Origin of the sequence: Pseudomonas sp. 18.1.10 (assembly GCF_024655625.1) — a bacterium.
Taxonomy (GTDB): Bacteria; Pseudomonadota; Gammaproteobacteria; order Pseudomonadales; family Pseudomonadaceae; genus Aquipseudomonas.
Genome location: NZ_JANLGL010000029.1, coordinates 11563 through 28086 on the forward strand (window position 1 = coordinate 11563; position 16524 = coordinate 28086).

The following is a 16524-nucleotide window of genomic DNA, read 5'->3' on the forward strand; positions in this document are numbered from 1 at the left end:
AATCAGGATGATAACGATGGACATGGACAACCTGACACTGCGCTACTTCGATGCCGAGATGCGCTACCTGCGCGAGGCGGGCAAGGAGTTTGCCGACGCGTTTCCCGACCGGGCGGCGCAGCTCAACCTGGATCGTCCGGGCGCGCAGGACCCTTATGTGGAGCGCCTGTTCGAAGGCTTTGCGTTCCTGATGGGGCGCCTGCGGGAAAAGCTCGACGACGATCTGCCGGAACTGACCGAAGGCCTGGTCAGCCTGTTATGGCCCCATTACCTGCGCACGATTCCCTCACTGTCGGTGATCGAACTGGTGCCCGAACTGGACCAGATGAAGCGCAGTGAAACCATCGCCCAGGGCTTTGAAGTGCTGTCGCAGCCGATTGGGCCGCAGCGTACCCGGTGTCGTTACACCACCACCCAGGACCTGACCCTGCGGCCACTGGCCCTGACGGCAGTCGGGCGCGGCTACGACGCCGACGGTCGCTCACGCCTGCGCCTGCGGTTTGCCTGTGGGCCGCAAAGCGACTGGAGCCAGATCGACCTGAGCCGCCTGCCGTTGTACCTCAACGCCGACGCGCCGCTGGCCAGCGCGCTGCATCAGGCGCTGACCCTCAATGTCCACGGGCTGTATGTGCGTTGGCCGGGCCAGGCCGAACGCCAGCCATTGGCCGGGCATTTCAGCCCCAAGGGGTTCGCCGATGAGGACCGGTTGTGGCCCAAGGGTGATAGCGCTTTCAGCGGCTACCAGCTGTTGTTGGAGTACTTCGCCTTTCGCGAGAAGTTCATGTTCGTGACCCTGTGCGGGCTGGAGCAATTGCAGATCGCGCCGGGCGTGGCCTGGTTCGAGCTGGAAGTGGTATTGCGCGAACCCTGGCCGGCCACGTTCGAGCTGAGCAGCGAACACATCCGCCTGCACGCCGTGCCGGTCATCAATCTGTTTGCACTGGAAGCGGACCCGCTGACCCTGGCGCCACTGCAAACCGACTACCTGCTGCGCCCCATGCGAGTCCAGGACGGGCACACGGAAATCTATTCGGTGGATCGGGTCACCGTCTCGGAAAACGCCGAGCGCGAGGATTATGTGCCGTTCACCAGCTTTCGCCACAAGGGCGGCATGTTGCGCGCCGAGGCGCCCGAGCGCTATTTCCATGCGCGCCTCAAGCGCGCGCCCAATGGCCTGCACGACACCTGGCTGATCCTCGGCGGTGAGGGCTTCGACAAGGACCGGTTGCTGGCCCACAAAAGCCTGTCGCTGCGCCTCACCGGCACCCACGGTCAACTGCCCCGCAAGGCCCTGCAAAGCACCTCGCTCGACACCGTGGTGCAATCCACCCAGGCCGGCGTGCGGGTGCGCAACCTGTGTGCGCCGACCATGCCCTGTTACCCGCCGAACCGCGACCGCTTCCACTGGCGGGTGCTCAGCCACCTGGGGTCGAATTTCCTGCCGATGCTCGACAACGCCGAAGTGCTGCGCGGCACGCTGGCGCTCTATGACTGGACGGGCAGCGAGCTGAATCGGCGGCGCCTGGCGGCGATTGCCGAGGTCCGCCATCACCTGGTGCAGCGCTTTGAAAAAGGCTTCCTGCTGCGCGGCGTGGATATCGAAATTGTCCTGGATGCCCACGGCTTTTCAGGGGAGGGCGACATCAGCCTGTTTGGCGAGATGCTCAACCGCTTTTTTGCGCTCTACGCGGACGTGCATCTGTACACCCAGCTCACGCTGGTCCTGCAACCCACCGGAAAGTGCCTGCGATGGAACGAGAACCACAATCAACGTATTCCCGGCTGAGCGCCAGCGGTTTGCTCGAGGTGCTGCGCGGGCCGGTGGCCGAAGCCAACCTGTACCGGTTTTGCCAGTTGCTGGAGCAGGCCTTGCCCGGCTGTCCGCCCCTGGGCAGTACCGCGCATCCGGGCGATGACGCGGTGCGCTTTCGGCCCGACCCCGGCATGGGCTTTCCCGGTGGCGAGTTGCGCGGGATTGAAACCGTGGCCGAAGGCCCGGCCACGGTGCGCACCCGCCTGCTGGGCTTGTACGGGGTAGATTCGCCTCTGCCGGGCACCTATCTGGATGATATTGCCCAACGCCGGGAAGGCCATGAGGCGCTGGAAGCCTTCCTGGATATGTTCAACCATCGGATCTTCACCCAGTTCTATCGGATCTGGCGCAAGTACTCCTATCCGGCCACCTTTGAGCCGGGGGGCGTTGACGCGACGTCACAATGCCTGCTGGGCCTTATCGGCCTGGGTATTCCCGGCACCGCCGAACAGATCGGCACGCCGCTCTCGCGTTTCCTCGCCTTGCTCAGCGTGATGCGCCTGCCCACGCGCAATGCCGAAGGCATCAGCGCGTTGGTCAAGTTGCTGGCCCCTGGCACCCGGGTGCAAGTCACCGCGCATTGGCCGCAGGACATTGTCCTCGCGCAGCCAGCGAGTCTTTGCCCGCAGCGTCCGGTGCGCCTGGCCCGGCAAGCCCCCCTGGGCCGTGTCGGCCGCGATGCCAACAGCCAGTTGCGGCTGGTGCTCCATACCAACGACCCGCAGGAAGCGCGCGACTGGTTGCCTGCGGGCCCGTTGCACAAGGACCTGCTGGTGCTGCTGCGCGTCTACCTGGGCTGGCGCTGTACGGCGAAGCTGCATCTGAACCTGCCGCTGCGCAGCTTGCCGGTCCCAGTACTCGGGCACGCGCCGATCCGCCTGGGCATGACCGCAGTGCTGGGCCTGGGCGCCGATGCCTGGCAAGCGCCAGAACAGCAGCGCCTGACCATCAACCTGGGCCGCTACCAGGGCCTGTCGACAAACCCCAGCAACCGGGAGACTCAGCATGTCGCGTACTCTTTTTAGCCTGTTGATGCTTGCGCTGCCCCTCGGTGGCTGTGGCCTGGCGCAGACCGTGGCCGACGGCACGGCGGCCACCACCCAGGCGATTTTCTACAAGCAGGTGAAAACCCTGCACCTGGATTTCAGTGCACGCGCGGCCCTGAATACCGATGCCGGTGACATGAATGGGTTGTCGGTGCCGACCCTGGTGCGGGTGTACCAATTGCGCGACGCCAACGCCGTGACACAGGCGACCTACGACCGCGTGCTGGGCGATGACGCACAGCTACTGGCCGGCGCATTGCTGGACAAACGCACGGTGGTGGTGAGGCCCGACGCGGGTGCGCCGCTGAGCGTACCCATGGACAAAGAGGCACAGTTCGTCACGGTGGTGGCGCTGTTTCGCAGCCCGGATACCCGCACGAACAGCTGGCGCCTGACACTGGCCCGCGCCGACCTCGACCCTGATCGGCCACGGGTGATCGAACTGGCGGATAACCGCTTGACCCTGCGCCCCTTGGCAGAGGACTGAGCCATGGGCGAAGCCAACCCTTCGCTGTACGAGTTGTTGCTGCAGAATTTCGCCGATGAGTTGCCCCTGCATCACGCCAGCGAGGCCGACCAGTACAGCCTGTCCGTCCTGGACAACCTGCAACGCATCCTCAACAGCCGCGCGGGTGCGCTCAGCCATTTGCCCGATTACGGCCTGCCGGACATGGGCCTGATCCTGCAAGGCCTGCCCGCCACGGCCCACGGCCTGATGGGCGTCATGCACGACACCTTGCTCAAGTACGAACCGCGCCTGCAGGCGCTCGCCATCGAGCTGTTGCCCCAGGTGTTGCCTGGGCATCTTGAATACGCCCTGGCGCTGCAGTTGAAGGACGGGCAGCACGTGACGGTCGGCACCACCCTGGCGCCAGCGGGCAAGGTCGCGCTAAACCGATAAGGACGGTCGAATGACGGCACTGTTTGAAATGCATATCCAGGTCGGTGGCGACCCACGCCACTGCCCTGAATTCACGGCCTTGCACGCCGAGATGGCGAAGCTCGGCCATCCTGCCCGGCCTGATGTGGACTGGGCAAAAGTCGAGCAAGGCTGCCTGGCGCTGTTCAAGGCACACGGCGTGGAGCTCAATGGCGCCTGCTTCTACACCTTGGCGCGCGGCCAGCGCTACGGGCCCGAGGGCGTTCTCCAAGGCGTGGTGTTGGTCACCGCGCTGAGCGGTGAATGGTCACGGGTTTGGCCACCGATGGCTGCAGTGCGCGTGGGGCTGTTGGAGTGGCTGTTCGAGCATCTGCACCTGCTGTTGCGCAGCCACGCGGTGACGTCGCCAAGCGTTGCCGTGCTGGTGCAACTGGACGCCGAACTGGCGCGTTTGCAGGCGCGCTTGACTCCTCAGCTCAGTGCGCCGTTGGTGAAACTGGCAGCGCTGCGGCAGCACATCGGCCAGATGAGCCAACGCTTGGAACCACCGCCCGCCGCAGGCGCAATACCCTTGGCGCCGGTGGTGGTGCTGCCGCCTCCCGCCTTGGTCACGCGCATGCCGCGCCGGGGCCTGTGGTTGTGCGTTGCAGCACTCGCCATGGCGATGGGGGCGGGATGGCAGCTCTGGCGCACGCCAGCACAGACTGAAACCCCGCTGCCCGAACCGATCCGGCTGGACAGCCTGGCGCTGTTCGAGGGCGGCAGCTCAGCCCTGAAGCCCGGCTCGACCAAGGTCCTGGTCAACGCCCTCATCGGCATCAAGGCCCGACCGGGCTGGTTGATCGTCATTGCCGGGCATACCGATGCGAGCGGTGCGCCTGAGCACAACCTGGCCCTGTCCCATGCGCGCGCCACCGCCGTACGGGACTGGATGCAACGCATGGGCGATCTCGCCGACAGCTGCTTTGCGGTGCAGGGATTGGCCGCGGGCCAACCGCTTGCGAGCAATCAAACCGAGGCCGGGCGCGCGGCCAATCGGCGTGTGGATATCCAGCTGGTGCCGCAGCTGGGGGCGTGCGAATAACCTCGGCGTTGCACCGATTTCCCCTTGTCCCCGCTTCCCATGTCACCTCCGTCCCGCCAAATCCCTTAGTTTTTCACCCCTACCGGAAGCCCTTTCAGGCGCCCGGCTGCGTCCGCAGTTTGTAATCGATACCCCGAACCAAGCGGCAGCTGAAAACGGACTTTCTCCTCAACCGTGACTTACCAGGCAGGTTACCCCCATGCAGTTCAGCGAATTATTGGCAGTGATTTCCACCCATGCGATCCGGCTGCAACGGGAAGACGGCGACCTGATCGTCCTGGGCGATGACGAGGCGCTGGAGGAGGGCGTGTGGGACCAACTGATCGCCCACAAGCCCCGGCTGCTGGCGCTGGTGGCCGAGCATGGCGGCGATTGGCTGAGCCCGGCGTATCGCATCACCCCGGACATGCTCGCGCTGGTCAGTCTCGACCAGGCCGCCCTCGAGCGCATCGTCGCCGCCATCCCCGGTGGCGCGGCGAACGTGCAGGACATCTACCCGCTGGCGCCGCTGCAGGAGGGCATGCTGTATCACCACCTGTCGACGCAGCAGGGTGATCCCTACGTGTTGCACGCGCAGTTTGTGTTCGACAGCCGCGACCGCCTGCACGCGTTTGCCGAGGCGCTGCAATGGGTGATCGATCGCCACGACATCCTGCGCACCTCGATAGCCTGGGAGCGCCTCGACGAGCCGCTGCAAGTGGTGTGGCGCAAGGCGCCGCTGGTGTGCGAAGCGGCGCACGTTGACCCGCGCAACGTGCGCCTGGACCTGGGCCAGGCGCCGCTGTTGCGCCTGGTGTATCGCGAAACCCCCGGCAGCGCGCGTGTGGACGCGCTGCTGTTGTTCCACCACACCATCCTCGATCACACCGCCCTCGACGTGGTGCGCGAAGAAATCCAGCTGTACCTCGCGGGCCAGCAAGCGCAAGCGGCCGAGCCCGTGCCGTTTCGCAACTACATCGCCCAGGTGCGCAATGGCGTCAGCGCGCAGGCCCATGAAGGGTTTTTCCGCGAGATGCTGGCCGACATCGACGCGCCGACGCTGCCCTTCGGTTTGCAGGATGTGCAGGGCGACGGCCAGGGTATCGACGAAGCGCGCATCCCCGTCGATAGCCACCTGAGCCGGCGCCTGCGCGCCCTGGCGCGTCCGCTGGGCGTCAGCGTGGCGAGCATGATGCACCTGGCGTTCGCCCGTGTCCTCGGTGTGGTGTGCGGGCGCGACGCCGTGGTCTTCGGCACCGTGATGCTCGGCCGCATGGGCGCCGGTGCGGGCGGTGAACGGGCCTTGGGCATGTTCATCAACACCTTGCCGCTGCGTGTGGATGTGGGCGGGCAGGGCGTGCGTGCCGGGGTCCAGGCGACCCATGCATGCCTCACCAGCTTGCTCCAGCACGAACACGCGTCCCTGGCCCTGGCCCAGCGTTGCAGCGGCGTGGTGGCCCCCGTGCCGTTGTTCAGCGCCATGCTCAATTACCGCCACAGCGCGGCCACGGACATGGCGGCCATCATTGAGGTCGCCGACGGCATCCAGGTGCTGGGCGCCGCAGAACGGACCAACTACCCGCTGACGGTCAACGTCGACGACCTCGGGGAAGACTTCGCGCTGACAGTGATGGTGCACGCGTCCCTCGACGCCCGGCAGGTTGCCGGTTACCTGCACACGGCCCTCGACAGCCTTGCCGAGGCGCTAGAGAAACGACCGGATACGCCACTGAACAGTCTGGCGATCCTCACCAAAGACCAACGCCAGCACCTGCTGCACAGCTTCAACCACAGCCCTGAAACCTACGCCGACACACCGCTGATCCACCAACAGATCGAAGCCCACGCCGCCGCCCATCCCGACGCCATCGCCCTGCGTTTCGAGCAACAACGCCTCACGTACCGGCAACTCAACGAACGCGCCAACCAGGTCGCCCATCGCCTGCTGGCCCAAGGTGTGCGCTTTGATGACCGCGTGGCGATCTGCGTGGAGCGCGGCCCGGAGATGATTATCGGCCTGCTGGGCATCCTCAAGGCCGGCGCCGGTTACGTGCCGGTGGACCCGGCCTACCCACGGGAACGCATCGCCTACACCCTGCAAGACAGCGCGCCGCTGGCGGTGCTCGTGCAAGCCAACACCCGCCATCGGGTGGGTGCGCTGGCGCAGATCGACCTCAACGGCCTGCGCGACGAATCCATCGTCAACCCGCGCCTGGACTTGAGCCCGGCCAACCTCGCCTACGTGATCTACACCTCCGGCTCCACCGGCCAGCCCAAGGGCGTGATGATCGAGCACCGCCAGGTCGCGCGGCTGTTCAGCGCCACGGGGCATTGGTTCGGGTTCAACCGCAACGATGTGTGGGCGCTGTTCCACTCCTTCGCGTTCGACTTCTCGGTGTGGGAAATCTGGGGCGCACTGGTCCACGGCGGCCAGTTGCTGATTGTGCCGCAACTGGTCAGCCGCGCGCCGGATGAGTGCTATGCACTGCTGTGCGATGCCGGCGTGAGCATCCTCAACCAGACGCCCAGCGCGTTCCGCCAGTTGATCGCGGCGCAACAGCACAACCCGCAGGCCCACTCCCTGCGCCAGGTGATCTTCGGCGGTGAAGCCCTGGAACCAGGGATGCTCAAGCCCTGGTATGCCCGCGCGCTCAACGCCGGTACGCAATTGGTCAACATGTACGGCATCACCGAGACCACCGTGCACGTAACCTACCGCGCCCTGGAAGCGGCGGATGCGCAGCGGGTCGGCGTCAGCCCGATTGGCGTGGCCATCCCCGATTTGCAGCTGTACGTGCTGGACGCACGCCGCGAGCCGGTGCCGATTGGCGTGGTCGGTGAGCTGTACGTCGGCGGCGCCGGTGTGGCGCGCGGTTACCTCAACCGTGAGGTGCTGACCGCCGAACGCTTCCTCACCGACCCCGCCAGCGGCCAGCGCCTGTACAAGACCGGTGACCTTGGCCGCCGCTGTGCAGACGGCAGCGTCGACTACCTGGGGCGCAACGACGATCAGGTGAAGATCCGCGGTTTCCGTATCGAACTGGGTGAAATCGAAGCCCATCTGGCCACCGCCGAGGGCGTGCGCGAGGCCATCGTGATTGCCCGTGAAGACGCGCCGGGCGACCAGCGCCTGGTGGCCTACGTGATTGCCGAGGGCGCATTCAGCGCGGGCGCCTTGCGTGACCATCTGCTGCGCAGCCTCGCCGACTACATGCTGCCCAGTGCCTTTGTCCAGCTCGATGCCTTCCCGCTGACCGCCCACGGCAAGCTCGACCGCAAGGCCTTGCCCACACCGGATGCCGAGGCGTTGGCCCGTCGCGACTACCAGGCACCCGAGGGCGCGGCGCAAATCGCCATTGCCGCGATCTGGCAAGACTTGCTGAAAGTCGACCGCGTGGGGCGCGACGATAATTTCTTCGAGCTGGGCGGGCATTCGCTGCTGGCGGTCAAGCTGATCGAACGCATGCGCCAAGTGGACCTGCGCGCCGACGTGCGCGTGCTGTTCGGCCAGCCCACGTTGGCTGCACTGGCCGCCGCGGTGGGCGACGAGGTGCACGTGCCGGCCAACCCCATTACCCCGGCCGGCACGCGCATCACCCCCGAAATGCTGCCCCTGGTTGACCTCGACCAGGCCGCCATCGACCACATCCTCGACCGCGTGCCCGGCGGCCTGGCCAATGTGCAGGACATCTACGGCCTCGCCCCGTTGCAGGCGGGGATTTTGTACCACCACCTGGCAACCACCGAGGGCGATCCCTATGGGTTGCAGGTGCAGTTCAGCTTTGCCGAGCAAGCGGCGGTGGACGCATTTATCCACGCCCTGCACAGCGTGATCGAACGCCACGACATCCTGCGCACGGCGATCCTCTGGGACGGCCTCGACGAACCGGTGCAAGTGGTCCTGCGCCAGGCGTCGCTAACCGTCGAGCGTATCGACGAAGCCCTGGCCCAGCTGCAACAGCGCTTCGATCCCCGGCACTTTCGCCTCGACCTGTCCCGCGCCCCGCTGATGCACTTCGCCTACAGCGAACAGCAGGGCCGTTTTGTCGGCATCCTGCTGCTGCACCATATCCTGCTCGACCACACCGCCTTGCAGGTGCTGGTGCAAGAGATAAGCGCCAGCCTCGACGGGCGCAGCGCGCACTTGCCCGTGGCGGTGCCGTATCGCAACTACGTGGCGCAGGCGCGGCTCGGCGTCAGCCAGGCGCAGCACGAAGCGTTCTTCAGCGCGATGCTCGGCGATATCGACGAACCCACCCTGGCCTTTGGTCTGCACGACGTAAACCTCGACGGCAGCGGTGTCGTCGAGGCACACCTGGCGCTGGAGCCCGAACTGAGCCTGGGCCTGCGCGAACAGGCGCGGCAATTGGGGGTGAGCCCGGCGAGCCTGGTGCACCTGGCCTGGGCGCAGGTCTTGGCGCAGGTTTCCGGCCAGCAAGACGTGGTGTTCGGCACCGTGTTGCTGGGGCGCATGCAGGGCGGCGAGGGCGCGGACCGGGCGCTGGGCATGTTCATCAACACCTTGCCGCTGCGCGTCAGCCTCGGCGCGGTGGGCGTGCAAGCGGGCGTGCGCGCCACCCATGCACGGCTTGCGCAATTGCTTGGGCATGAGCACGCGTCGTTGTCCCTGGCCCAGCGTTGCAGCGGCGTGCCGGGTTCGTTGCCGCTGTTCAGCACCTTGCTCAACTATCGCCACAGCGCGGCGGACGAAGCGCCGGGCGCCAACCCGTTCGCGGCGAGCGGCATCGAGATCCTCAGCTCCGAGGAGCGCAGCAACTACCCGCTGGTGGTCAACGTCGATGACCTCGGCACAGACTTCGCGCTCACCGTGCAAGGCGTGGCCACGCTGGATGTGCAACGTGTCGGCCAGTACCTGCTCACCGCGCTGCGCCACCTGGTGACGGCGCTGCAACAGGCGCCGACCACGCCGTTGCAGGCCGTATCGATCCTGCCGCCCGCCGAGCGTCACCAACTGCTGGTGGGCTTCAACGCCACCGCCCGCGACTATCCGGCGCAGCGCACCGTGCACCACCTGTTCGAAGCCCAGGCGCTGGCGCACCCCGAAGCCGTGGCGGCGGTGCACGGCCCGTTGTCCCTCAGCTACCGCGACCTCAACTGCCGCGCCAACCGCCTGGCGCACTACCTGATCGAACAAGGCGTGCAACCCGGGGAAAGCGTGGCGATTGCCCTGCCGCGCGGCCTGGACCTGCTGGTCTGCGAACTGGCGATCCTCAAATGTGCGGCGGTCTACGTACCGCTGGACGTCAACGCGCCGGCCGAGCGCCAAGCCTTTATCGTGCAGGACAGCGGCGCCCGCCGGGTACTCGACGACCTCAGCGTGCTTGCGCTGGACACCCAGTCGCCGCGCAATCCCGAACGGGTTCAGTCTTCGGAAAGCGTCGCCTACATCCTCTACACCTCCGGTTCCACCGGCACGCCAAAGGGCGTGCAAGTGCCCCATCGCGCGATCTCGCGCTTGGTGCTCAACAACGGCTATGCCGATTTCAATGCGCGCGACCGCGTGGCCTTCGCCTCCAACCCGGCGTTCGACGCGAGCACCCTCGAGGTGTGGGCGCCCTTGCTCAACGGCGGTTGTGTGGTGGTGGTCGAGCAGGCGGTGCTGTTGTCCCAGGCCGCCTTCGCCGCGTTGCTAGAGGAGCAAGCCGTCAGCGTGTTGTGGATGACCGCCGGGCTGTTCCATCAGTACGCCGATGCCTTGTTGCCGGTGTTTCGCCAGCTGCGTTACCTGATCGTCGGCGGCGACGTGCTCGACCCGCTGGTGATCGCGCGCGTACTCAAGCATGGCAAGCCGCGACACTTGCTCAACGGCTACGGGCCGACCGAAGCAACGACGTTCTCCACCACCTTTGAAATCACCACGGCGGGCACGACGGCGATTCCCATTGGCCGGCCGCTGGCAAACGCCCAGGCCTATGTGCTGGACGCGCGCCAACAACCGCTGCCCCTGGGCGTGACCGGCGAGCTGTACATCGGCGGCGCAGGCGTGGCGTTGGGGTATCTGAACCAGGCGCAACTGACCGCGGAAAAATTCATCGCCAACCCCTTTGGCGACGGCGTGCTGTACCGCAGCGGCGACCTCGCGTGCTGGCAGGCCGACGGTAACCTGCTGTACCAGGGGCGCAGTGACCTGCAACTGAAGATTCGCGGTTTCCGCATCGAGCCCGGGGAAATCGAAACCTGCCTCGCCGCCTTCCCCGGTGTGAAAGACGTGGTGGTGCTGGCCCGCGAAGACGTGCCCGGCGACAAACGCCTGGTGGCGTATTACACCGCCCCGGCAGCGCTGGACATCCAAGCCCTGCGCGCCCATCTGCAAGGCCGCTTGCCGGACTATATGGTGCCATCGGCCTATGTGTGGCTGGCCCTGTTGCCGCTCACCGCCAACGGCAAGCTTGACCGTAAAGGCTTGCCGGTGCCCGACGCGAGCGCATTGCTCAGCCGTGGCTTTGAAGCGCCGGAAGGCGCGGTGGAAACCTCTCTCGCACAGATCTGGCAGGACGTGCTCAAGCTGGAACGCGTGGGTCGGCACGATCATTTCTTCGAGCTGGGCGGGCACTCGTTGCTGGCGGTCAGCCTGATCGAGCGCATGCGCCAGGTCGGCCTCAGCTGCGACGTGCGCGTGCTGTTCAGCCAGCCAAGCCTGGCGGCGTTGGCAGCGGCCGTGGGCAGTGGGCGCGAAGTGGTGGTGCCGGCCAATGGTATTGCCGCCGGTTGCACGCAGATCACACCGTCGATGCTGACCCTGCTGACATTGGATCAGCCGGCCATCGAGCGTATCGTCGCCAGCGTCCCCGGTGGCGCGATGAATGTGCAGGACATCTACCCGCTGGCGCCGTTGCAGGAAGGCATCCTCTACCACCACCTCAGCGCCGAGCAGGGCGATCCGTACCTGCTGCAATCGCGCATGGCCTTTGACAGCCTGGAGCGCTTGCACGGCTTTATGGGCGCGCTGCAACAGGTGGTGGCGCGCCACGACATCCTGCGTACTAGCGTGGTCTGGGAAGGCCTGGACAACCCGGTGCAAGTGGTCTGGCGCGACGCCCAGTTGAGCGTGCAGGCCGTGGCCCTGGACCCGGCCGACGGTGACGTCATCGCCCAACTGCACGCGCGGTTCGATGCCCGTCACTATCGCCTGGACCTCACCCAGGCGCCGCTGCTGCGCATGGTCTACGCCGAAGACCCGGCCAACGGCCGCGTGGCGGCGATCCTGCTGTTCCATCACTTGGCGCTGGACCACACCGCCATGGAGGTGGTCGGCGAAGAGATGCAAGTGGTTCTGTGCAACCAAGCACATGCGTTGCCGGCTGCCGCACCGTTTCGCAACTACGTGGCCCAGGCGCGCCTGGGTGTCAGTGAGGCGGAACACGAGCAGTTCTTCCGCGAGATGCTCGCCGACATCGATGAACCCAGCCTGCCGTTTGGCGTACAGGATGTGCAGGGCGACGGGCGTGATATCGAAGAGGCCGCGCAAGCCCTGGACGCGACGCTGGCCCAGCGGGTTCGCGAACAGGCGCGGCGCTGCGGCGTTAGCGCTGCGAGCCTGATGCACCTGGCCTGGGCGCAGGTATTGGGGCTGGTGTGCGGGCGTGATGACGTGGTGTTCGGCACCGTATTGATGGGCCGCCTGCAAGCGGGCGAGGGCGCGGACCGTGCACTCGGGATGTTCATCAACACCTTGCCGCTGCGGGTGGACCTGGCGGCGAGCGCGGCGTCGTCGCTCAAGGCGACCCACGCGCGGCTTAGCGCCTTGCTCGGCCACGAGCATGCCTCGCTGGCCCTGGCCCAGCGCTGCAGCGGCGTGGCGGCGGGGGCGCCGTTGTTCAGCAGCCTGCTCAATTACCGTCACAGCAGCCCCGACACCATGGCCCGCGACGGCCAGGGTATCTGGGCCGGCGTGCAGTTGCTGGGCGGCGAAGAACGCAGCAACTACCCGCTGACCTTGAGCGTGGATGACTTCGGCACCGGCTTTGGCCTGACGGTGCTGGCGTTGCCGCAGATCGGCGCCCAGCGCCTGTGCGGCTATATGCACAACGCCGTGGAACAGCTGGTCGCCGGCCTGGAAAACACAACGCCGACGGCGCTCACCCAGCTACCGAGCCTGCCAGCGGCGGAGCGCGAAACGCTGCTGCGGGCATTCAACGCGACCGCTGCCGATTTCCCCACCGGCCACACCGTGCACGGTGCCTTTGAAGCCCAGGTCGAGCGCGAGCCAAACGCGGTGGCCGTGGTGCAAGACGGCGTCTCCCTAACCTATCAGCAGCTCAACCGGCGCGCCAACCAATTGGCCCATCACCTGTTGTCGCAGGGCGTGCAACCCGACGACCGCGTCGCGATCTGCTGCCGTCGCGGCCCGCAGATGCTGGTGGGCTTGCTCGGCATCCTCAAGGCGGGCGCCGGCTACGTGCCCATCGACCCGGCGTATCCCGCCGAGCGCATTGCCTATCTGCTGCAAGACAGCGCCCCGGTGGCGGTGCTGGCCGAGGCCAGCACGGGCGCGCTGTTGGGCGCGGTCGCGTATGTCGATCTGCATGCACACGGCCTGGACCAGCCCACCAGCAACCCACAACTCAGCGCGCTGACCCCGGCGCACCTGGCCTACGTGATCTACACCTCCGGCTCCACCGGCCAGCCCAAGGGCGTGATGGTCGAACACCACACCGTGGAAAACCTCGTGCACTGGCACTGCGACGCCTTTGGCGTGGATGCCCGCAGCCACACCAGCAGCGTTGCCGGCTTTGGTTTTGATGCGATGGCCTGGGAAGTCTGGCCGGCGCTGTGTGCCGGCGCGACCCTGCACTTGCCGCCCGCCGAGGTGGGCAATGAACAGATCGACGCGCTGCTCGCCTGGTGGCTGGCGCAGCCGCTGGACGTGAGCTTCCTGCCGACGCCGGTGGCCGAGTACGCCTTCAGCCAGCAGCTGTTGCACCCCACGTTGCGCATCCTGCTGATCGGCGGCGACCGCCTGCGCCAGTTCCATCAGGAGCGGCGCTTTGCCGTGATCAACAACTACGGCCCCACCGAAGCCACGGTGGTCGCCACCTCCGGCCGCGTGCGTGCCGGGCAGGCGTTGCATATCGGCCGGCCCATGGCGAATGCCAGCGTCTACCTGCTGGACGCGCACTTGCGCCCGGTGCCGTTGGGCGTGGCCGGCGAGTTGTACGTGGGCGGCAGCGGCGTGGCGCGGGGTTACTTGAACCGCCCGGACCTCACGGCCGAGCGCTTCCTGGAGGACCCGTTCAACGGCGGCCGTATGTACCGCACGGGCGACCTGGCGCGCTGGTTGCCCGATGGCAATCTCGAGTACCTGGGCCGTAACGATGACCAGGTGAAGTTGCGCGGCATACGCGTAGAACTGGGGGAAATCGAAAGCCATCTCGCCGCACTCGACGGCGTTGGCGAAGCGGTAGTGCTGGTGCGCGAAGCGCGTTTGCTCGCCTGGTTCACCGCGCGGCAACCGCTGGATATCGAGGATTTGCGCACGCACCTGCAAGCGCAACTCCCCGCCGCCCTGGTGCCGGTGGCCTATGTGCAGGTGCACGCGCTGCCCCTGACCGCCAACGGCAAGCTCGACCGCAAGGCCCTGCCTGAACCCGATCAGGGCGCGGTGCTCAGCCGTGAGTACGTCGCGCCGCAAGGGGGCGTGGAAACCACCTTGGCGGCGATCTGGGCCGAGGTGTTGCAGGTGGAACAGGTCGGCCGGCATGACCACTTCTTTGAACTGGGCGGCCATTCCCTGCTGGCCGTCAGCCTGATCGAACGCATGCGCCAGGCCGGCCTCGGTGCCGATGTGCGCGTGCTGTTCAGCCAGCCGACCCTGGCCGCATTGGCCGCCGCCGTGGGCAGTGGCCGCGCGGTAGCGGTGCCGGCCAATCGCATCCCCGCCGGTTGCCAGCGCATCACCCCGGACCTGCTGTCGCTGGTGGCGCTGGACCAAGGCACGATTGACCAAGTGGTCGCCCAGGTCCCCGGTGGCGCCGCCAATGTGCAGGACATCTACCCGCTGGCGCCATTGCAGGAAGGCATTCTGTACCACCACATCACGGCCGGGCAGGGCGACCCGTACCTGCTGCAATCGCACCTGGCGTTTGCCAGCCTGGATCGCCTGCAGGCCTTTGCCCAGGCGCTGCAACAGGTGATCGACCGTCACGATATCCTGCGCACCGCCGTGGTCTGGGAGGGCCTGGCGCAACCGCTGCAAGTGGTGTGGCGCAAGGCCCGGTTGCAGGTGCAGGCCGGTGACCTGCAGGGCTTTGACCCGCGTCATTACCGCGTGCCGCTGGATCAGGCGCCGTTGATCCGTTTGGTGTACGCCCAGGACCCGGATCAGCAGCGGGTGAATGCACTGCTGTTGTTCCACCACATCGCCCTCGACCACACCGCCCTCGACCGCGTGCGCCACGAGATGCAAGCCAGCCTGCTCGGCCAGCCGCAGCCCGTCGGGGACGCCACGCCGTACCGCAACTACGTGGCCCAGGCGCGCCTGGGGGTGAGCGAGCAGGAGCACGAACACTTCTTCCGCGAGATGCTCGCGGATATCGATGAACCGACCCTACCGTTCGGCCTGCAGGATGTGCGCGGCGACGGCACGGCCATCGAAGAGGCCCAGCAGCACCTGGTGCCCGACCTCAACAGGCGCCTGCGGGCCCAGGCGCGTGTGCTTGGGGTCAGCGCGGCCAGCCTGTTCCACCTGGCCTGGGCACGGGTGCTGGCGAGTACGTCCGGCCAGGAAAATGTGGTGTTCGGCACCGTGCTGTTGGGCCGCATGCAAGGCGGCAAAGGCAGCGACCGCGCGTTGGGCATGTTCATCAACACCTTGCCGCTGCGGGTGGACATCGACGCCACCGGCGTACGTGTTGCGGTCAAGCACACCCACGTCCGGCTGAGCGCGCTGCTCGGCCATGAACACGCCTCGCTGGCGCTGGCCCAGCGGTGCAGCGGTGTCGCCGCGCCGCAGCCGTTGTTCAGCGCGATGCTCAATTACCGCCACAGTGACAGCCGGCAGGCGCCGGTGTCGGCGGCGTGGCAGGGCATCGAGACACTGGCCAGCGAAGAGCGCACCAACTACCCGTTGACGCTCAACGTGGATGACCAGGGCGACGGTTTCCGCCTGACCGCCCTGGCGGCGACACCGATTGGTGCGCAACGCATTTGCGGCTATGTGCAAGTGACCTTGCAAGGCCTGGTGGAAGCGCTGGAGCAGGCGCCGCAGTTGCCGGTCAATCGCCTGCCGGTGCTGGAGGCCCAGGAGCGCCAGCAGTTGCTCGGCGCGTTCAACGCCACCGAGGTGGCCTATGACCTCGATCAGACCCTGCACGGCATGTTCGAACGGCAGGTAGCACGGTCGCCGGATGCGATTGCGGTCAAGGCGGGCGACGTCGTATTGACCTACGCCGAGCTGAACACGCAGGCCAACCAGCTGGCGCACCACCTGTTGGCGCTGGGCGTGCAGCCGGATTCCCGCGTGGCGATCTGCGTGGAACGCGGCCTGGACATGGTCGTTGGCCTGTACGCGATCCTCAAGGCCGGCGCCGCCTATGTGCCGCTGGACCCGGCGTATCCGCCAGAACGCCTGGCCTACATGCTGCAAGACAGCGCGCCCGTGGTGGTGTTGGCCCAGGGCTCGACGCGTGCGTTGCTGGGCACTGCGGCGGTGATCGATCTGGACCAGCCGGCGTGGTCGCACCAACCCCTCGACAATCCGTAG

General features: G+C 66.7%; 6 protein-coding genes. All 6 read left to right on the top strand.

Translation table 11 applies throughout. The annotated features are described in order from the left end of the window. Positions 1-16: 16 nt before the first annotated feature. The 6 genes from tssF to NUV89_RS07735 all read left to right on the top strand — a co-directional run bounded on the left by tssF (position 17) and on the right by NUV89_RS07735 (position 16524). Positions 17-1786 (top strand): type VI secretion system baseplate subunit TssF, encoded by a 1770-nt coding sequence (gene tssF, locus NUV89_RS07710; RefSeq protein WP_257780848.1) that lies wholly within the window; start codon positions 17-19, stop codon positions 1784-1786. Then, complete coding sequence (gene tssG, locus NUV89_RS07715; protein WP_257780849.1) at positions 1750-2838, top strand: type VI secretion system baseplate subunit TssG; 1089 nt, start codon at positions 1750-1752, stop codon at positions 2836-2838. The genes tssF and tssG overlap by 37 nt, the downstream gene beginning before the upstream one ends. Next, positions 2819-3346, top strand: coding sequence for a type VI secretion system lipoprotein TssJ (gene tssJ / locus NUV89_RS07720; RefSeq protein ID WP_257780850.1), 528 nt, complete (start codon positions 2819-2821; stop codon positions 3344-3346). The genes tssG and tssJ overlap by 20 nt, the downstream gene beginning before the upstream one ends. Before the next feature lie 3 nt (positions 3347-3349). Then, positions 3350-3760: a type VI secretion system baseplate subunit TssE gene (gene tssE / locus NUV89_RS07725; RefSeq protein ID WP_257780851.1), complete on the top strand. Its 411-nt coding sequence runs from the start codon at positions 3350-3352 to the stop codon at positions 3758-3760. A gap of 10 nt (positions 3761-3770) precedes the next feature. Then, positions 3771-4823: an OmpA family protein gene (locus tag NUV89_RS07730; protein WP_257780852.1), complete on the top strand. Its 1053-nt coding sequence runs from the start codon at positions 3771-3773 to the stop codon at positions 4821-4823. A gap of 199 nt (positions 4824-5022) precedes the next feature. Continuing rightward, positions 5023-16524 carry an amino acid adenylation domain-containing protein gene (locus NUV89_RS07735; protein WP_374684464.1) on the top strand — a complete coding sequence of 3834 codons (11502 nt, stop codon included), beginning with the start codon at positions 5023-5025 and terminating at the stop codon, positions 16522-16524.